This is a genomic window from Streptomyces sp. NPDC101118 (assembly GCF_044759445.1).
Taxonomy (GTDB): Bacteria; Actinomycetota; Actinomycetes; order Streptomycetales; family Streptomycetaceae; genus Streptomyces.
In genome coordinates, this window is record NZ_JBIVZG010000001.1 from 389,454 (window position 1) to 406,640 (window position 17,187).

At 71.9% G+C, this 17,187-nt stretch carries 18 protein-coding genes, 1 pseudogene and 1 riboswitch; of the genes and pseudogenes, 9 read left to right on the plus strand and 10 right to left on the minus strand.

What is annotated here, in order from left to right; genetic code table 11:
* The first annotated feature begins 5 nt into the window (after positions 1–5).
* The 6 genes from ACIQUQ_RS01700 (at position 6) to ACIQUQ_RS01725 (ending at position 5,339) form a co-directional block, all read left to right on the plus strand.
* Complete coding sequence (locus ACIQUQ_RS01700) at positions 6–770, plus strand: SpaA isopeptide-forming pilin-related protein (RefSeq protein ID WP_403969971.1); 765 nt, start codon at positions 6–8, stop codon at positions 768–770.
* 204 nt (positions 771–974) lie between these two features.
* On the plus strand, positions 975–1,619 hold the full coding sequence (locus ACIQUQ_RS01705; protein WP_403970559.1) for a L,D-transpeptidase family protein: 645 nt from the start codon (positions 975–977) through the stop codon (positions 1,617–1,619).
* 159 nt (positions 1,620–1,778) lie between these two features.
* Positions 1,779–3,023: an Ig-like domain-containing protein gene (locus ACIQUQ_RS01710; RefSeq protein ID WP_403969974.1), complete on the plus strand. Its 1,245-nt coding sequence runs from the start codon at positions 1,779–1,781 to the stop codon at positions 3,021–3,023.
* A 50-nt stretch (positions 3,024–3,073) separates the two neighbouring features.
* On the plus strand, positions 3,074–3,841 hold the full coding sequence (locus ACIQUQ_RS01715) for an enoyl-CoA hydratase/isomerase family protein (protein WP_399948791.1): 768 nt from the start codon (positions 3,074–3,076) through the stop codon (positions 3,839–3,841).
* A 240-nt stretch (positions 3,842–4,081) separates the two neighbouring features.
* Positions 4,082–4,594 carry an ATP-binding protein gene (locus ACIQUQ_RS01720; protein ID WP_403661958.1) on the plus strand — a complete coding sequence of 171 codons (513 nt, stop codon included), beginning with the start codon at positions 4,082–4,084 and terminating at the stop codon, positions 4,592–4,594.
* Between the two features lie 112 nt (positions 4,595–4,706).
* Positions 4,707–5,339 (plus strand): DUF6368 family protein, encoded by a 633-nt coding sequence (locus ACIQUQ_RS01725; RefSeq protein ID WP_403969978.1) that lies wholly within the window; start codon positions 4,707–4,709, stop codon positions 5,337–5,339.
* Positions 5,340–5,407: 68 nt separating this feature from the next.
* Here ACIQUQ_RS01725 and ACIQUQ_RS01730 read toward each other — a convergent pair.
* Both ACIQUQ_RS01730 and ACIQUQ_RS01735 read right to left on the minus strand, forming a co-directional pair.
* Positions 5,408–5,659: pseudogene (locus tag ACIQUQ_RS01730) on the minus strand (IS630 family transposase); the annotation flags it as partial.
* 225 nt (positions 5,660–5,884) lie between these two features.
* Positions 5,885–6,694: an ATP-grasp domain-containing protein gene (locus ACIQUQ_RS01735; protein ID WP_403969981.1), complete on the minus strand. Its 810-nt coding sequence runs from the start codon at positions 6,692–6,694 to the stop codon at positions 5,885–5,887.
* A 416-nt stretch (positions 6,695–7,110) separates the two neighbouring features.
* Here ACIQUQ_RS01735 and ACIQUQ_RS01740 point away from each other — a divergent pair, with 416 nt between their 5' ends.
* From ACIQUQ_RS01740 to ACIQUQ_RS01750, 3 genes are all read left to right on the plus strand, one after another.
* Positions 7,111–7,890 (plus strand): polysaccharide deacetylase family protein, encoded by a 780-nt coding sequence (locus ACIQUQ_RS01740; RefSeq protein ID WP_403969984.1) that lies wholly within the window; start codon positions 7,111–7,113, stop codon positions 7,888–7,890.
* The gene (locus tag ACIQUQ_RS01745) at positions 7,887–9,074 is read left to right on the plus strand and encodes a YncE family protein (RefSeq protein WP_403969987.1); all 1,188 of its coding nucleotides are present in this window, start codon (positions 7,887–7,889) and stop codon (positions 9,072–9,074) included. Before ACIQUQ_RS01740 ends, ACIQUQ_RS01745 begins: the two co-directional genes overlap by 4 nt.
* Before the next feature lie 99 nt (positions 9,075–9,173).
* Entirely contained in the window at positions 9,174–9,386 is a 213-nt protein-coding gene (locus ACIQUQ_RS01750) for an EF-hand domain-containing protein (protein ID WP_403969990.1), read from the plus strand.
* Positions 9,387–9,567: 181 nt separating this feature from the next.
* Here ACIQUQ_RS01750 and ACIQUQ_RS01755 read toward each other — a convergent pair whose 3' ends face one another.
* The 8 genes from ACIQUQ_RS01755 to ACIQUQ_RS01790 form a co-directional block, all read right to left on the minus strand.
* Complete coding sequence (locus tag ACIQUQ_RS01755) at positions 9,568–10,119, minus strand: PadR family transcriptional regulator (RefSeq protein WP_403969992.1); 552 nt, start codon at positions 10,117–10,119, stop codon at positions 9,568–9,570.
* Positions 10,120–10,141: 22 nt separating this feature from the next.
* Positions 10,142–10,972: an energy-coupling factor ABC transporter ATP-binding protein gene (locus tag ACIQUQ_RS01760; RefSeq protein ID WP_403970562.1), complete on the minus strand. Its 831-nt coding sequence runs from the start codon at positions 10,970–10,972 to the stop codon at positions 10,142–10,144.
* Complete coding sequence (gene cbiQ / locus ACIQUQ_RS01765) at positions 10,972–11,721, minus strand: cobalt ECF transporter T component CbiQ (protein WP_403969995.1); 750 nt, start codon at positions 11,719–11,721, stop codon at positions 10,972–10,974. Before cbiQ ends, ACIQUQ_RS01760 begins: the two co-directional genes overlap by 1 nt.
* 3 nt (positions 11,722–11,724) lie before the next feature.
* On the minus strand, positions 11,725–12,183 hold the full coding sequence (locus tag ACIQUQ_RS01770; protein ID WP_403969998.1) for an energy-coupling factor ABC transporter substrate-binding protein: 459 nt from the start codon (positions 12,181–12,183) through the stop codon (positions 11,725–11,727).
* Positions 12,180–12,893 (minus strand): energy-coupling factor ABC transporter permease, encoded by a 714-nt coding sequence (locus ACIQUQ_RS01775; protein ID WP_403970565.1) that lies wholly within the window; start codon positions 12,891–12,893, stop codon positions 12,180–12,182. Before ACIQUQ_RS01775 ends, ACIQUQ_RS01770 begins: the two co-directional genes overlap by 4 nt.
* A gap of 29 nt (positions 12,894–12,922) precedes the next feature.
* A riboswitch (cobalamin riboswitch) is annotated at positions 12,923–13,121 on the minus strand.
* Positions 13,122–13,223: 102 nt separating this feature from the next.
* Positions 13,224–13,763 (minus strand): hypothetical protein, encoded by a 540-nt coding sequence (locus ACIQUQ_RS01780; RefSeq protein WP_403970000.1) that lies wholly within the window; start codon positions 13,761–13,763, stop codon positions 13,224–13,226.
* A 166-nt stretch (positions 13,764–13,929) separates the two neighbouring features.
* The gene (locus ACIQUQ_RS01785; RefSeq protein WP_403970003.1) at positions 13,930–15,312 is read right to left on the minus strand and encodes an L-serine ammonia-lyase; all 1,383 of its coding nucleotides are present in this window, start codon (positions 15,310–15,312) and stop codon (positions 13,930–13,932) included.
* A 122-nt stretch (positions 15,313–15,434) separates the two neighbouring features.
* The gene (locus ACIQUQ_RS01790; RefSeq protein WP_403970005.1) at positions 15,435–17,096 is read right to left on the minus strand and encodes an APC family permease; all 1,662 of its coding nucleotides are present in this window, start codon (positions 17,094–17,096) and stop codon (positions 15,435–15,437) included.
* Between the last annotated feature and the right edge of the window lie 91 nt (positions 17,097–17,187).

Consider the following 17,187-nt stretch of genomic DNA (forward strand, 5'->3'; position numbering starts at 1 on the left):
GAGCCATGACCCCGAGGACGGTCCCCGGAAGGACAGCCGCCGCACGGACGGCGGGGCTGCGGGCGCTCGGCCTCGCGGCCGGCGCCCTGCTGGCCGCCGCGCCCCCGGCACCCGCCGCCTGCCCGGGGCCGGACGGGCCCGGCACCGGCGGCCCCGCCCCGGCGGTGGCCCCGGCCGCCGTCCTGCCCCCGGGCGGACAACCGGCCGCCGGCCCCCTGGTCCAGCCCGGCCGCCCGGCCGGCGGGCCCGAGGAGCAGCCCGGTCAGCCGGCCGGCCGGCCCGGGGTCCAGCCCGGCGGCCCGCCGGCCGGACAGCCCGCCGGCCCGGCCACCCCCGCGACACCCGCCGGCCAGGCCACCCCCGCGACACCCGCCGGCCAGGCCGCCTTCGCCGGCACCGTCCGCGTGGTCGCGAGCGACGCCAAGAACGGCGACCGCGTGCCCGGCTCCGTCTTCGAGCTGTGGGCCGAGAGCAACGGCAAGGCCGGCCTCCAGACCCGCGAGCCGGGCCCCGACCGGGAGGTCCTGCCGGACTGCTCCACCGACGACAACGGCATCTGCGAGTGGACCGCCCTCCCCAAGAGCGACTACTACGTCCGCTCCGTCGACATCTCCGAGGGCTACGAACTGCCCGACCAGACGGTCAAGGGCCCGGTGCGGCTCGGCAGCGGCAGCGCCCCGCCCAAGCTGGTCCGGGTCTACTTCTCGCACCCGCGCACCGAACCCATCGAGAGCGACGGCGAGGACGCCCGCAGGACCCCCGCCCGCTGAACCGCCCGGCCACCGTCACCGGTTCGGCCGTCACCGCTTCGGACCACCCGCCCCGGCGCCGCGGCCGGACGTGCGCAGACACTGGACTGGACACCCCGTTCCGTGTTCAGCAGGGGGGACGAGGAGGACGGCTTGACTTCCCGGATAGCCCTGGCAGGGGCCCTGGCCCTCGCGGCACTCACCCTCATCCCGGCCGCCCCGGCCCTGGCGGACGGGGCCACCGGCCCCGCCCCGGCCGCCGGCTCCGCCCCGGCCCCCTGCCGGGCGCGCACCGGCCCGTACCAGCGCCCGATGGAGGCGTACCTGGGCCGCACCGTCGACGGCCGCCAGTCCACCGCCGACTGCGAGGCCATCAGGGGCTTCCAGCAGCAGCAGCGCCTGGAGCCCGCCGACGGCTACGCGGACCTCGCCACGTACCGCACCATGACCGCCCTCAAGGCCCGCAAGGACCCCAACGCCGCGGGCCGCTGCCCGGTCCGCGAGCACCGCGTCACCTGCATCGACATGGACCGCCAGCTGCTGTGGGTGCAGACCGGCAAGAAGATCGTCTTCGCCCCCGTGCCCATCCGCACCGGACGCGACACCCAGGAGACCCGGTCCGGCTGGCACGAGGTGTACTGGCGCAACATCGACCACAAGTCCAGCCTCTACGACAACGCCCCCATGCCCTACGCCCAGTTCTTCGACGGCGGCCAGGCGCTGCACGGCCGGCTCGACGACCTCTACGACGGCGGCGGCAGCGCCGGCTGCGTCAACCTGTTCCTCTCCGACGCCAAGGCCCTGTGGAACCTGCTCGGCGTCGGCGACCGCATCTACGTGTGGGGCACCAAACCGGGCACCGCGGACTGACCCGGGCTCCGGTCTCCCCCGGAGCCCCTCCCCGTCCGGCCGGTTGGGACGGAACGGTGACACGGCCGTGTCCGATCGTCACCCTCCGGTGTGGTTACCTTGCGCCAAGCGCGCGACTGTCCGCGCGCGGGGGACAGGGGACCTGGGGAGAAGAACAGCGTGAACGTGCAGCCGATACCGGGGGAGTCGCGCACGCGGCGGGGCCGTGCCCGCACCGGACTGTCCGCCCTTGTGCTGGGGGCGGCCCTGCTGCTCACCTCGGCGTGCAGCGGCGGAGCCGCGGGCGGCAAGGGCGGTGACGACCCGAAGGGCGGCGGCGCCGGCAAGAGCGGTACGGAGGCCTCGCAGGCCGTCGTCACCATCACTCCGGCCGACGGCGCCAAGGAGGTCGCGACCAGCGGCATCCTGAAGATCACCGCGGCCAACGGCAAGCTCACCACGGTCACCGTGGCCGACACCAAGGGCAACCCCGTCGAGGGCAAGCTCGCCGCCGGCGGGGCCAGCTGGGAGCCCGAGCGCCACCTGGGCGCCGCCACCGAGTACAAGGTGCACGCGGTCGCCAAGGACAGCGCCGGCCGGGAGTCCGCCAAGGACATCACCTTTACGACGCTCACCCCGAAGAACACGTTCGTCGGCCACTACACCCCCGAGGACGGGTCCACCGTCGGCGTGGGCATGCCGGTGTCCATCAACTTCACCCGCGGCATCACCAACCCCGAGGCCGTGGAGAAGGCCATCACCGTCACCGCCGAGCCGTCGGTGCCGGTCGAGGGCCACTGGTTCGGCAACGACCGGCTCGACTTCCGCCCGGAGAAGTACTGGGCGGCGGGCACCAAGGTCACCGTCAAGCTCAACCTCGACGGCGTCGAGGGCCGGAAGGGCGTGTACGGCAAGCAGACCCGCACGGTGAGGTTCACCATCGGCCGCTCCCAGGTCTCGACGGTCGACGCCAAGTCCCACCGCATGACGGTGGTCCGCGACGGCCAGGTCCTGAAGAACGTCCCGATCACCGCGGGCGCCCCGTCCACCACCACGTACAACGGCCAGATGGTGATCAGCGAGAAGTACAAGGTGACCCGGATGAACGGCGCCACCGTGGGCTTCGGCGGCGAGTACGACATCAAGGACGTCCCGCACGCGATGCGGCTGTCCAACTCCGGCACCTTCGTGCACGGCAACTACTGGGCCCCCGGCTCCACCTTCGGCAGCGAGAACGTCAGCCACGGCTGCGTGGGTCTGCGCGACGTGCGCGGCGCCTGGGACGAGAAGGCCCCGGCGGCCTGGTTCTTCGACAACTCGATCATCGGCGACGTGGTGGTCGTGAAGAACTCCAAGGACAAGCAGATCGCCCCGGAGAACGGCCTCAACGGCTGGAACATGCCGTGGTCGGAGTGGGTTTCCTGACACTCCCGGGCGCTTGCCCCCACCCCGTTAACGGGCACTAACCTGCCCGTATGACCATCTCTCTCGAAGTCTCCGAAGGCGTCGGCACCATCCTGCTGAACCGCCCGCCGATGAACGCGCTGGACATCGCCACGCAGGACGCCCTGCGCGAGCTGGCCGAGGAGGCGACGGCCCGGACCGACGTCCGGGCCGTCGTGCTCTACGGCGGCGAGAAGGTGTTCGCCGCCGGCGCGGACATCAAGGAGATGCAGACGATGGACCACGCGGCCATGGTCGCCCGGTCCCGCGCGCTGCAGGACTCCTTCACCGCCGTGGCCCGGATCCCCAAGCCGGTGGTCGCGGCCATCACCGGGTACGCGCTCGGCGGCGGCTGCGAGCTGACCCTGTGCGCCGACTACCGGATCGCCGCCGACAACGCCAAGCTCGGCCAGCCGGAGATCCTGCTCGGCCTGATCCCGGGCGCCGGCGGCACCCAGCGCCTGGCCCGCCTCGTCGGCCCGTCCAAGGCCAAGGACCTCATCTTCACCGGCCGCATGGTCAAGGCGGACGAGGCGCTCGCCCTCGGCCTGGTGGACCGTGTCGTCCCGGCCGCCGAGGTGTACGAGCAGGCGTTCGCCTGGGCCGCGAAGCTGGCCCAGGGGCCGGCCATCGCCCTGCGCGCCGCCAAGGAGTCGGTGGACGGCGGCCTGGAGGCCGACATCGACACCGGCCTGACCATCGAACGCAACTGGTTCTCCGCGCTGTTCGCCACCGAGGACCGCGAGATCGGCATGCGCAGCTTCGTCGAAGAGGGCCCGGGCAAGGCGAAGTTCGTCTGAGCCACCCCGCGCCACCCCTGGGAGTGGATTAGGCGGGACTTAAAGAAACCTTAAGAACTCGTGGAGATCCACTCACGGTGATGATCGTTGAACGGTGAGTCATTGCAGGTCAGCGCCTGTTTCGCGATGTGAAGCTTGCCTTTGGCACATGCCAAAGACCTCCTCGGAACGCGTCGTTCCGAGGAGGTCTTTTCGCTGGGAACGGCACGCGGGAAGGGTCCGGCCCTCCATGATGGGTGCATGGCGGGCCTGGAGGGTGTGGAGCAGCCGCGGCAGCGCGAAAGCGCTTCCGCCGTACGTCTTTCGGCGGCCCTGGAGGACGAACAGGGGCTGCGGGCGCTGGAGTTGTACGGCAATCCCACCGAGGCGGAAGTGACACTGCCGTCCCGACCGGAATCCGCGTCGACCGCCCGCCGGCTGACCCAGTGCGTGGTGGTCCGCCAGTGGGGGCTCTCGCCCCAGGTGGCCGAGCACGCGGTGCTGCTGGTCTCCGAACTCGTGGGCAACGCCGTCCGTCACACCGGGGCCCGCTCCTTCGGCCTGCGGATGCTGCGGCGGCGCGGCTGGATCAGGATCGAGGTGCGCGACCCCTCGCGCGGCCTGCCGTGCCTGATGCCGGTGCACGAACTCGACGAGAGCGGCCGCGGCCTCTTCCTGGTCGACAAGCTCTCCGACCGCTGGGGCGCCGACCTGTTACCCCGCGGCAAGAACACCTGGTTCGAAATGCGAGTGGCCGACCGCCACCCCGGCTAGTGCTCTGACCGCATAGGTTCGCCGGGTCGGCGGCGTCTGTCCTCGGACCGGCTGGACTCGGTGTGGGAACAAATGTGAGTGGTCACAGAGCCGATCAAACTAGGCTCCCGGCATGTCTGGTCCGACGTTGGTGATCGAGTTGGCGGAGCCGCTCTCCCCGGCTGCGCTGCGGGAGTTCCGCACGTTGATCGCGGGGCTCTCCTCCCACTTCGACGAGAAGCGGCCCGGGTTCTTCGATGTCAACGTGCCCGCAGAGCGACTGGGCGTCGAGGACAGGCGAGAGGGGGACTGGCGAAAGCCGTTCCCGCTTCCACTCCTCGGCAACGCCACCGCGAACGAGGAGCTCACGGCCCTGGTGGGATTCAATCCGCAGCGCGAGGACTGGCGTCGGCCCTTCCTGGTCTACTTGATGGGTCCGGGTGCCGGCGACGAGAGCACCTTCGAGGCCGAGCACGCGGACGAGCCCGAGGTGGAGATCGTCCTCGGCTTCAGACCGACCCACGCCGTCAATGTCAGTGCCGGCTGCAATCACAAGATCGACCACGTGACCACGGCTCTGCTGACTGCCGCTGTCATGGACGTCATCGGAGGCGTGGCCAAAGCAGAGCTGGTGGACGGACAGGCGTCGGTTGTTGCTGGCCTTCCAGGGGTATTGGGGATCGCGGACGACGACTGGATGGCGCTGGGGACGGCGGAGTTCCTGCGGGCCTGGGCTGCGCACCCCGCCTTCCGCCTGGTCAAGTAGCACAGGCAGATCCGCGGCGGAGACGGTGCTGTGACCTGGAACGTTCGCCAGTTCGCCTGATCATGCGGCGAGAGCGGTCGGCCGCCCCAGCGGATGTCTTTCTCGCTGCGGATGCGGGCGCGTTCCTTGAGCTCGGCGGCCAGGTCCCGGTGGCGGGCGTCGGCGTTGCGCCGGCGGAGGCAGGTGTGCAGGGCTCGGGTCTGCACGGTGTGGTTGGGGTGGTGAGAGTTGGCGATGGTGAACTGCCTCAGCGGTCCGAAGGGCGCTTCGAGGGGGGGCGCCCAGGAGGCGTAGGTCGGGGTGAGACACAGCTCGACCTCGCAGTGTCCTCGTCGGCCTGGACCACTGGGCGATCACCGGCACCCGGATTCCGCCTGCCGAGGCCATCAGCGTCATCGCCCGCCGGTAGCGAACCGAACTGGTGCTGCCCCGGCGCACGATCTGCTGCAGCTTCTGCCCCTCCTGATCGGTAAGTCTGCGCACGCGGACGGGCTCGGCCACCGCGCCTCCAGCGGTCGGATCGGACGTCACCGCCCTTCCAACCGCTACGACTGCCGACCCGGCGAACCCATGCGGCTACGGCACTGGCTCCGGCACGGGGCCCCGCTCAGGTGTGGCCGGTCGCGGTCGGTGACCGCGGCGAGTGGGCCGGCGGCGCGGAGCACCGTGTCGAGGACGCGTTCCGGCTCGGCGGCGTAGCAGTTGGCGAACCACGCCATGTTCGCCTCGACCACCGCCCAGCCGCCGTCGGTGAGCCGGCCGATGTCCAGGCACACGGCGCTGGGCAGGCCGGAGGCGGTCGCGTCGATGACCGTACGGGCGAACGCGCGGCTCGCGGCGTCCAGCGGCGCCGGGTCGAGGCGCCCGTGCACGGCGTAGCGGCTGCCGGTGACGACTTCGCCGTCGAGGACGAACAGCCGGTACTCCGCGGCGAACTCCACCACGTCGCTCACCAGGACCGGCGTGGAGCCGTCGAGCCCGGCGGGCAGGCTGGTCCCGTCGTCGTGGACCGCCGCGGGCAGCCGGGAGATCTTGGCCGAGGGCGGCTTCACGAAGCACCGTTCCCGCAGCGCGCGGGCCTCGGCGAGGGTGGTGAGCCGTACGGTGCGCCGCAGGAGGTCGCCCGGTACCCGCGTCAGCCAGTCGTCGGCCGGTTCGAGCAGCCCGAGGCCCAGCGGGCCGGCGAGGCGTGCGGCCGCCCGGGGGCCGCCGTACCAGTGCACGCTGCGTCCTTCCGCGCTCGCCGCGCGCCCGGTCACGTCGTATCCGCGCCGGGCCGCCGCGCCGGCGACGAGTTCGGCGGTGGAGGTGCGGGGTGCGGCCAGGAGCAGCACGGGCCGGGAGCGGTCGTCCATTCCGGTGAGCCTAGCGAGCCCGGCCGAACGGCCGGCCGCGGATACGCAGAAGCCCCCTGTCGCCGGGGTGGGGCGCTGCGGGGGCTTCGTGAGTGCGCCGAGGACCGGAAGGGGTGTGGTCCTCGGCGGCAGGCGACCTCGCTCGGGTCAACGGGAAGTCGTGGCTCCGACTATGTCAGAAGAGGCCTCGGATGCCAAAAGTCCCGAAACAGGACATAAGTGTGTAAGTAGTAAGAGTTTCCACCTAAATCCTAGGTGAGTTGGGCCACGTGCCTCGTAATCGATGAATAAGTATCGGTACGGGCGAGAGAATCCTTGATTCTTTAGGGGGTGGATGCCTTTCTGGGTGGGGCCGTCGGACGTCCTGAATTGGGTCAATCGTTATCTTTGGTGCGCATTGCCCCTTAAATGGGCTGGTGGTTTCCTCACCGGACCGTCGCGACGCCCTGCGGGCCGCCGCCGCCGCGCTCGCCGCGGGGGCCCTCACCTCCTGCGGGGACGGCCGCCCCGCCCCGGCCCGCCCGAGCGCCCGCCAGGCCGCCGCCCCCCAGCCCCGCAGCACCCCCGCACCGGCACCCCGCTCCCTCCCCGGCCTGCCGGCCCAGATCGAGCACGGCCCCCGCGGAGCCGCCCGTGTCGCCCTCACCTTCCACGGCAACGGCGATCCCGCCACCGCCCACGCGGTGCTGCGCGAGGCCGAGCGGGCGGACGCGCGGCTGACCGTACTGGCCGTCGGCACCTGGCTCGACGCCCATCCCGCACTCGCCCGGCGGATCCTCGACGGCGGCCACGAACTCGGCAACCACACCCAGCGCCACCTCGACGTCTGCGCCATGCCCGAGGCCGAGGCGTACGCCGAGATCACCGCCTGCGCCGACCGGCTCCGCCGCCTCACCGGATCCATCGGCAGCTGGTTCCGCCCCTCGCGGGCCCGCCACGCCACCCCCCTCGTCCAGCGGCTGGCCGCCAGGGCCGGGTACCCGCACGTCCTCTCGTACGACGTGGACTCCCTCGACTTCACCTCTCCCGGTGCCGCGGCCGTCATCCGCAACGTCATCGGGACGGTCCGCAACGGATCGGTGGTGAGCCTGCACCTCGGCTACGCGGACACGGTCGACGCGCTGCCCGCCCTGCTCGAAGAACTCGCGCGCCGGGGACTGCGCGCGGTGACCACCACGGAGCTGCTGACCCCATGACCACCCTCCTCACCAGGAAGACCGCCGCCGCGCTGGCCGGCCTCGCCCTCGCCGCCCTGGCCGGGTGCGCCTCACCGGCCGAGAAGGGCGGGCCCGAGGCGGTCGGCTCCAAAGGCCCCGCCCGGCCCGCGAAGGCGGTACCCGCGGCGCCCCCCGGACTGGCCGGGATGCCGCCCCTGCTCGACCCGGCAGACGTCTACGCCGCCGACCGGCCCGGCAAGCTCTCGCCCGTGGTCAAGGACTTCCCCTCCCGGGTCTACGTCCCGAACACCACCTCCAACACGGTCTCGGTGATCGACCCGGTCACGTACAAGGTCGTCGACACCATCCCCGTCGGCGTCCAGCCGCAGCACGTGGTGCCCTCCTGGGACCTGAAGACCCTCTGGGTCAACAACAACCGGGGTCACACGCTCACCCCCATCAACCCCGCGACGGGCGAGGCGGGCAAGCCGGTCGAGGTGCACGACCCGTACAACCTGTACTTCACGCCCAACGGCAGGTACGCGGTGGTCATGGCCTCGATGGACCGCGAGCTGGTCTTCCGCGACCCGCACACCATGGACAGGGTCAAGACCGTGCCCGTGAGCTGCTACGGGGTCAACCACGCCGACTTCTCGGCGGACGGCCGCTACTTCATCGTCTCCTGCGAGTTCTCCGGCGAGCTGCTCAAGGTCGACACCGAGAAGATGGAGGTCGTCGGCCAGCAGAAGATCCCCTTCGAGGGCGCCATGCCCCAGGACGTGAAGATCTCCCCGGACGGCAAGACCTTCTACGTCGCCGACATGATGGCGCACGGCATGTGGGTCCTGGACGGCGAGAAGTTCACCACCCCCACCCTGCTGCCCACCGGCAAGGGCTGCCACGGCCTCTACGTCAGCCGCGACTCCCGCGAGATGTACATCTCCAACCGCGGCGAGGGCACGATCTCGGTCTTCGACTTCCCGAAGAACCGGCTCACCAAGAAGTGGGTGCTGCCCGACGGCGGCAGCCCCGACATGGGCGGCGTCTCCGCGGACGGCAAGGTCCTGTGGCTCTCCGGCCGGTACAACGGCGAGGTGTACGCCGTCGACACCGCCACCGGCAAGCAGCTCGCCCGCATCCCGGTCGGCGGCGGCCCGCACGGCCTGGCGGTCTACCCGCAGCCCGGCCGCTACTCGCTCGGCCACACCGGGATCTTCCGGTAGGGACCCCGCGGGCGCTGCCGTCCCCCGGGGTGCCGGGACCGCGCGGGGGGTCGCTAACCTTGCCCGGTCTAACAAGCACCAGCAAAGGGGTGGATCCCAGTGGCGGACATCGAGAGCGCACGCGAGACCTTCGGCAAGTTCGACGTGGACGGCGACGGCTTCGTGACGGCCGAGGAGTTCAAGAAGGCCATGGCCCTGATGGGCGACCCGTTCGTCACCGGCCCGGTCGCCGAGGCCGTCATCGCCGCGAAGGACGCCAACCACGACGGCCGCATGAGCTTCGACGAGTTCTGGGGCGCCCTGAACAAGTGACCCGAGCCGTCGCGCCCCGCCCCCGGGGCCCGCGGGCCCCTTCGCGGGCGCCAATCCCGGGGCGGGGCGCACGCATGTCCGGACGCTTCCCCGCCGGACGCCTTCCGGCCGTACGTGTCCCCGCCGTACGCCTCCCCGCCGGGCCCTCCCGGCCGGCCCCTCCCCGGCACGGCCCGACAGCCTAGGACTCCTCGCCGCCCATGCCGGAGACCTCCGGCAGCGCCTCGGCGAGCCAGCGCAGCCAGAACGTCTCCAGCTCGATGCCGCCCCGCAGCACCAGCCGGCGCAGCCGGTCCTCGTCCGCCGTGCGCCGCCCGGGCGGGAAGTCCCGCTCCTCGATGGCCTCGTACACCGCCAGCTGCCGCTCGTGCAGCTCCAGGTGGCGGCGCAGCTCGGCCGCCAGGCCGTCCACCCCCACCACGCCGGCCGCCCGCAGCCGCAGCAGCAGGGGGTCCCGGATCGGCTTCGGGTCCTGGCTCTCCGCCACCCACCGGGTCAGCTCCTCCCGGCCCGCCGGGAGCACCTCGAACTCCTTGCGGCGGCCGCGCGCCGGCGTCTCCGAGGGCAGCGCCCTGATCAGGCCGGTCTCCTCCAGCCTCCCCAGCTCGCGGTAGATCTGCTGGTGCGTCGCGGACCAGAAGTAGCCGATCGACCGGTCGAACCGCCGGGTCAGCTCCAGGCCGGACGAGGGCTTCTCCAGCAGGGCGGTGAGGATCGCGTGCGGCAAGGACATGCCGACATCCTATTTTTCGGAGTCAGCGCGCGGCCGCCGCCCAGGCCTCCAAGGCCTCCGGGGTACGCGGAGCCGGCGCGTCCGGCGCCAGCAGCCCCCGCTCCCGCAGCAGGCCGGCCACCGCCGTGGCCCACGGCAGCCGCAGCCCGGCCGCGGCCAGCAGCTCCCCGTCCGCCAGCAGTTCGGCCACCGGTCCCGTCCGCACCCCGCCGGGCACCAGCACCGCCGCGTCGTCGGCCCACCGCAGCGCCAGGTCCACGTCGTGGGTGGCCATCACCACCGTCGTGCCCAGCTCCCGCAGCCGCCCCAGCGCGGTCAGCAGCCGCTCCTGGCCGTGCGGGTCGAGCCCCGCCGTCGGCTCGTCCAGGATCAGCACCCGCGGCCGCATCGCCACCGCCCCGGCGATCGCGGCCCGCTTGCGCTGCCCGAAGGACAGCAGGTGCGTGGGCCGGTCCCGCAGAACCTCGATGTCCAGCGCGGCCAGCGCCTCCGCCACCCGCGCCCGGACCTCCTCCTCCGGCAGGCCCAGGTTCATCGGGCCGAACGACACGTCCTGCTCCACCGACGCGGCGAACAGCTGGTCGTCAGGGTCCTGCGTCACCAGCTGTACGGAGGTCCGCAGCCGGGTCAGCCCGGCGCGGTCGTGCCGCACCCGCTCGCCGTCCAGCCGCAGTTCCCCCGAGCCCGGCCGCAGCCCCCCGCTCAGCAGCCGCAGCAGCGTGGTCTTCCCCGCGCCGTTGCGGCCCAGCAGCACCAGCGCGCGGCCGGCCGGGATCCCGAAGCCGACGTCCGCCAGCACCGCGGGCCCGTCCTCGTACGCGTACCCCGCCGCCACCAGCTCCACGACCGGCATCACAGCCACAGCCCCTCCACTCCCAAGGTGAGCGCGACGACCGCGCCCAGCAGTACACCCGTGGCCCCCAGGAAGCGCCACGACACGGCCGCCTCCGGCACCAGCACCCGCAGCGTCCCGTCGTAGCCCCGCCCGGCCAGGCCGGACTGGAGCCGGGCCGCCCGGTCGAAGGCCCGGACGAACGAGGTCGCCGCCAGCCCGGCCAGCGAACGCCAGGCCGCCGCCCGACCGGTGGCCCCCAGCCGGGCGGCCTGGGCCTGCCGGATCCGGGCCACCGAGTCGAGCAGCAGGAAGCTGATCCGGTACATCACCATCGCCACGTCCACGACCGGCGCGGGCACGCCGGCCCGCACCAGCCGCGGCAGCACGTCCGAGACCGGGGTGGTGAAGGCGAACAGCAGCACCCCCAGCGACGCCGCCGAGGTGCGCAGCAGCAGCTCGGTGGCGGCCACCGGGCCGTGCGGCGCCAGGGACACCCAGCCGGCGTCGCCGCCCACCTGGAGGAGCAGCGGGGCCGCGCCGGTGAAACAGAACCCCAGCGGGATCCGGAACGCCCGCCACAGCCGGCGCGGCGCCACCCCGGCCGGACCGAGCAGCACCGCGAGGGAAGCCGCCGCGACGACCGGGCCGCCGGGCCAGGGCGGCAGGCAGACCGCCGAGACGGTCAGCCCGAGCCCCAGCACGGCCTTCTCCAGGGGGTGGCGGCGGCGCCAGCGGCTCGCGTGCGCCGCCGCGTCGATGGGCAGCACCGGCTACGCGTCCGAACCGGATGAGCCGGCGGGACCGGACGAGCCGGCGGGACCGGATGAGCCGGCGGGACCGGCCGAGCCGCTCGAACCGGCCGGGCCGGAGGCCTCCGCCGATTCGCCCGCACCGCCCTCGCGGGGCATCCCCGCGGCCCGCAGGGCGCTCTTCAGTTCGCCCTGGCGCCGGCCCCGCCGCAGCCCGAAGTAGTACGCGAGCACGCCCGCGCCCAGTGCCGCCTGGAGGGCGAACAGCGCCGACTCGATCTCGCCCGACGGCGGTTCGTACAGCGGCGAGAACCAGGGCTCGTAGTCCGGCTCCAGCTCGGTGATCGCCGCCTCGGCCTGTGCGTCCGCGCCGGCGAACGGCTCCTCCTTGCCCTCGCCCAGCCCCAGCGCGAGCGGCAGCACCGCCAGCGCCGCGACCAGGAGCAGCAGCAGGGAGTTGATCTTCGCGTTGCGGCTCATCGCGCGACCTCCGCGGCCGCACCGGACTGCGTGCCGGACCCCGCACCGGAGCCCTTGAGCACCCCGAGGCGCAGCAGGTCCGCCTTGCTCGACTGCGACAGCAGCCGCATCACGAGCACCGTCAGCAGCCCCTCGCTGATGGCGAGCGGGATCTGGGTGAGGGCGAAGATGCCGCCGAACTTGGCGAGCGCGCCCGCGACTCCGGTGGCCGGGTCGGGGAACGCCAGGGCGAGCTGGACGCTCGTGACGCAGTACGTGCTCAGGTCCGCGACGAAGGCGCCGAAGAACACGGACACCATCAGCGGGACCCCGGTCCTGCGCAGCAGCAGGTACGTCCCGTACCCGGCCCAGGGGCCCGCGATCGCCATCGAGAAGACGTTGGCGCCCAGGGTGGTCAGGCCCCCGTGGGCCAGCAGCAGGGCCTGGAACAGCAGCGTGATCGTGCCCAGTACGGCCATCACCGGCGGCCGGAACAGGATGGCGCCGAGCCCGGTGCCCGTGGGGTGGGAACAACTGCCCGTCACCGAAGGGATCTTCAGGGCGGACAGGACGAAAGTGAATGCTCCGGACGCGCCGAGCAGCAGTGTGCTCTCGGGGTTCGCCTTCACCTCGCGGGTCAGCGCGCGGACCCCGTGGACGACGAAGGGAGCGGACGCGGCGCCCCAGGCGGCCGCGTGCAACGGGGGCAGAAACCCCTCGGCTATATGCATGAGTGGGGGAGACCTCTCCAGCACCTCGTGGATGGACAACGCGCCCTGGCCGGTCTCCTGGCTCACGGGTGCTGATGCCCGGGCTCCGCCTTCCCGGGCTGCGCGGTCGGTCAGCCGCGGCAGCCCAGTGGCTTCCTCGCGGAGTGGAGCCGGACTTCCCGATCACAGTGGCGAGGGCCGCACCGGTTTCACACCGGTTTCCCGTACACCAAGGCCCAATGACCCTAATCGCCCGTGTGGATCACTCACAACCCGGCCTCCGGTCCGCCGGACACGTGAGGGGCCGGACGCGTGCGCGCCCGGCCCCTCACTCCGACCGTGCCGGAACGCTCAGCAGACGTTCCAGTGCTTGACGTCCAGCACGAAGCGCTCCGGGTTGTGGAGCTTGAACGTGCTGTAGTACGGATAGGTGTTGAACGCGGCGCCGAAGGTGACGACACCCTCGTAGTCGCCGGTCAGGGCGATGCCCTTGAGCTTCGGAAGATAGATCTTCTGCAGCTTAGGGCCCTTGTAGACGGACTGGCCCGCGTCGTTGTGCGCCGCGGCCGGCGTCAGCTTGATCTCCAGGAAGTACCGCCCGGCGAGCGGCACCAGCTTGCCCGAGCCGTCGTAGCGCAGCTCGGAGACCCGCTTCACCGTCGTCGTCGGGATGTACCCCTTGATGTCGATGACGAGCCGGTCGTACGTGCAGTGCCCGCCCCAGCGGGCGTTGACCACGAGCGGCGTCTGCGTCGCGGTGGTCGTGGCGGGAACGGCCGCGCGGGACTGCGCGAACGCGGAAGCCGGTACGGCGAGCCCGATCCCGGCGGTGAGGACGACACCCGTGGCCACGGCCACGAGGCGCCGGCGGTTGAAGTGACGGTGAGGCATTGCGTCCCCCGATTCTCCGGATGTGGGGACAGTGGTGTCACCACGGAAGACACCCCGCACCCCCCGCCCGGTTGCACGGTCCGGGGAGAAAACAGAAAAGAAGGGGCGGTACCCGGAAGTTCCGGGTACCGCCCCTCGGCGTCCTACCGTCGTGGCGACGGGCCGGTCAGCACTCGATGACGTTGACCGCGAGGCCGCCGCGGGCGGTCTCCTTGTACTTGATCTTCATGTCGGCGCCGGTCTCCTTCATGGTCTTGATGACCTTGTCCAGGGAGACCTTGTGGCTGCCGTCGCCGCGCATCGCCATCTTGGCCGCCGTGACGGCCTTGACCGCCGCCATGCCGTTGCGCTCGATGCACGGGATCTGGACCAGGCCGCCGACCGGGTCGCAGGTCAGGCCCAGGTTGTGCTCCATGCCGATCTCGGCCGCGTTCTCCACCTGCTCCGGGGTGCCGCCCAGTACCTCGGCGAGGGCGCCCGCCGCCATCGAGCAGGCCGAGCCGACCTCGCCCTGGCAGCCGACCTCGGCGCCGGAGATCGAGGCGTTCTCCTTGAACAGCATGCCGATCGCGCCCGCGGCGAGGAGGAAGCGGACCACGCCGTCCTCGTCCGCGCCCGGCACGAAGTTCATGTAGTAGTGCAGGACGGCCGGCAGGACGCCCGCCGCGCCGTTCGTCGGGGCGGTCACGACCCGGCCGCCGGCCGCGTTCTCCTCGTTCACCGCCATCGCGTAGATGGTGGTCCACTCGCTGCGGTGCATCATCGGGTCGCCCTCGGTGCGCAGCTGCCGTGCCGTCGAGGCTGCCCGGCGCTTGACCCGGAGGCCGCCGGGGAGGATGCCCTCGCGGGACATGCCGCGCTGGACGCAGGCCTGCATGACCCGCCAGATCTCCAGGAGGCCCTCGCGGATCTCCTCCTCCGTACGCCAGGCCTTCTCGTTCTCCAGCATCAGGGAGGAGATCGACAGGCCGGTCTCGCGGGTCAGCCGGAGCATCTCGTCGCCGGTGCGGAAGGGGTACTTCAGCACGGTGTCGTCGAGCTTGATCCGGTCCTCGCCGACCGCGTCCTCGTCGACGACGAAGCCGCCGCCGACCGAGTAGTAGGTCTTCTCCAGCAGCGGGGCGCCGGTCTCGTCGTAGGCGAAGAGGGTCATGCCGTTCGCGTGGTACGGCAGGGAGCGGCGGCGGTGCAGGATCAGCTGGTTCGGCTCGTCGAACGCGATCTCGTGTACGTCCCCTATCTCCGCGCCGAGCAGCCGCAGCCGGCCGTTCTGCCGGATGCGCTCGACCTCGTCGTCGGCCTTCTCGACGTCGACGGTGCGGGGGGAGTAGCCCTCCAGGCCGAGCAGGACGGCCTTGGGGGTGCCGTGGCCGTGCCCGGTCGCGCCCAGCGAGCCGTAGAGCTCCGCGCGCACCGACGCCGTCTGGGCGAGGACGCCGTCCTTCTTCAGGCGGTTCACGAACATCCGGGCCGCCCGCATCGGGCCGACCGTGTGGGAGGAGGACGGACCGATGCCGATGGAGAAGAGATCGAACACGGAGATGGCCACGGGTCGGACTCCTTTGTCTGCTCGTGGAGGGGGCAGGAGATGGGGATGTGTGCGGATTTTGTCCGACAGACGAGCCTAACCCGAGTGGGTGAACAGCTCGCCTGCCGGACGGTCTCTGGGGGTCAGGCGTGGGACAGCTCACGTTCGCGCTGCCCGGTCGCCCGGGGCTCCCCGGCGGCGGTGTCGCCGTCGAGGACGGGGTCCGGGCCCGGCAGCCCGGCACGGTGGGCCTTGACGCCGGCGCGGACGGCCCAGTGGTAGTGGCCGAGTGCGGCGACCGCGACCAGGGCGACGTCCACGCCGCCCGGGATGCGTCCGGTGCCGCCGAACTCGGTGCTGCCCAGGTAGGACAGCAGGGACAGGGTGCCGAGGAAGCCGACCATCCACCACGCCGGGGCGAACTGCTCGGTCAGGTCGCGGCGGCCCTTGCGGGTCAGGACCAGGGCGGCGACGGGCGCCGCGACCAGGGTCAGGGCGGTGACGATGCCGGTGTTGGGCCACTTCGACCAGTACAGCGCGCAGGCGGCGAAGACGAAGGTCAGCGGGCACAGCACCCGGGCGAAGGGGAGGCGGAAGGGGCGGGGGAGGTCCGGCTTGGTGCGGCGGAAGACGCCGACCGCGACCGGTCCGATCAGGTACGAGATGACCATGGCGGCCGAGATGATCGGCGCCAGGGTCTTCCAGCTGTGGCCGACGGTGACCAGCAGCAGCACGGAGAAGCCCAGGTTCGTCCACATGGCGGGGCGGGCCGTGCCGTAGACGGGGTGGGTCTCCTTGAGCTTCTTCGGGAAGAAGCCCGTCTCGGAGAGGTTCTGGACCATGTACGCGGCCGAGGCCACGTTCGCGATGTTGGAGCCGGCGGGGGAGATGAAGGCGCCGAACTGGAGCATCACCACCACCCAGTGGATCATCAACAGCTGGGCCAGCTCGGCGAAGGGCGAGTTGAAGTTGACCCCGGCCCAGCCGCCGGCCTGCGCCAGGTGCTCCGGCGGTACGGCGCCCAGGAAGGCGGCCTGGAGGGCGAGGTAGATCACCAGGCCCAGGGAGAGCGCGCCGACCAGGGCGACCGGGATGGCCCGGCCGGGGTTCCTGGCGGCGCCCCCGAGGTTGACCACGGCCTGGAAGCCGTTGAAGGCGAAGACCACGCCCGAGGTGGTGACGGCGGTCAGGACGGCCGTCCAGCCGTTGGGGGCGAAGCCGCCGTGCGCGGAGAAGTTCTCCGTGTGGAAGCCCGAGGCGACGAGCGCGGCCACCGCGAGGACCGGGATGGCGAACTTCACCAGGGTGAGCAGGGAGTTGATCTTGGCCAGCAGCTGGACCGACCAGTAGCAGGACAGCCACAGCAGCACCGTCAGCACCAGGGCCACGCCCATGCCGAAGGCGGTCAGCTGGTGCGTCTGCGCGTCGACCAGGTCCTTCGCCCAGCCGAAGCTCCAGGAGGACATGTACTGCGTGGCGGCGATCGACTCGATCGGGATCAGCGAGGCCACCGCGATCCACACCGCCCAGCCGGTGATGAAGCCGAGCACCGGGCCGTGGCTGATGTGGCCGTAGCGGGCCATGCCGCCCGGGATCGGGTAGGCGGCGCCCACCTCGGCGTACGACATGGCGATCATCCCGATGAAGACCGCGCCGATCACCCAGGCCGCCAGCGCCGCGGGGCCGGCCACCTGTGCCGCCGTACCGGCGCCGAACAGCCAGCCGGAGCCGAAGATCGAGCCGATGCCGATCATGATCAGGGCGAAGAGACTGAGTCCCTTCCGGTTCCCCGCGCTCATGTCCATGGGTGCCTGCCTGTCGTCCTTGACGGGATGCCTTTATCCGGAGCCTATTTGCCGTTTTTTGGTGTTTTCAGAGGCAAGAGGACGCATCCAC

Bases quoted from the DNA above. Each gene is read 5' to 3' on its own strand.
- ACIQUQ_RS01725 (WP_403969978.1), top strand. From the start codon at position 4,707: ATGTCTGGTCCGACGTTGGTGATCGAGTTGGCGGAGCCGCTCTCCCCG.
- ACIQUQ_RS01745 (WP_403969987.1), top strand. From the start codon at position 7,887: ATGACCACCCTCCTCACCAGGAAGACCGCCGCCGCGCTGGCCGGCCTC.
- ACIQUQ_RS01770 (WP_403969998.1), bottom strand. From the start codon at position 12,183: ATGAGCCGCAACGCGAAGATCAACTCCCTGCTGCTGCTCCTGGTCGCG.
- ACIQUQ_RS01780 (WP_403970000.1), bottom strand. From the start codon at position 13,763: ATGCCTCACCGTCACTTCAACCGCCGGCGCCTCGTGGCCGTGGCCACG.
- ACIQUQ_RS01715 (WP_399948791.1), top strand. From the start codon at position 3,074: ATGACCATCTCTCTCGAAGTCTCCGAAGGCGTCGGCACCATCCTGCTG.
- ACIQUQ_RS01755 (WP_403969992.1), bottom strand. From the start codon at position 10,119: ATGTCCTTGCCGCACGCGATCCTCACCGCCCTGCTGGAGAAGCCCTCG.
- ACIQUQ_RS01760 (WP_403970562.1), bottom strand. From the start codon at position 10,972: ATGCCGGTCGTGGAGCTGGTGGCGGCGGGGTACGCGTACGAGGACGGG.
- ACIQUQ_RS01790 (WP_403970005.1), bottom strand. From the start codon at position 17,096: ATGGACATGAGCGCGGGGAACCGGAAGGGACTCAGTCTCTTCGCCCTG.
- ACIQUQ_RS01700 (WP_403969971.1), top strand. From the start codon at position 6: ATGACCCCGAGGACGGTCCCCGGAAGGACAGCCGCCGCACGGACGGCG.
- ACIQUQ_RS01720 (WP_403661958.1), top strand. From the start codon at position 4,082: ATGGCGGGCCTGGAGGGTGTGGAGCAGCCGCGGCAGCGCGAAAGCGCT.
- ACIQUQ_RS01735 (WP_403969981.1), bottom strand. From the start codon at position 6,694: ATGGACGACCGCTCCCGGCCCGTGCTGCTCCTGGCCGCACCCCGCACC.
- ACIQUQ_RS01775 (WP_403970565.1), bottom strand. From the start codon at position 12,893: ATGCATATAGCCGAGGGGTTTCTGCCCCCGTTGCACGCGGCCGCCTGG.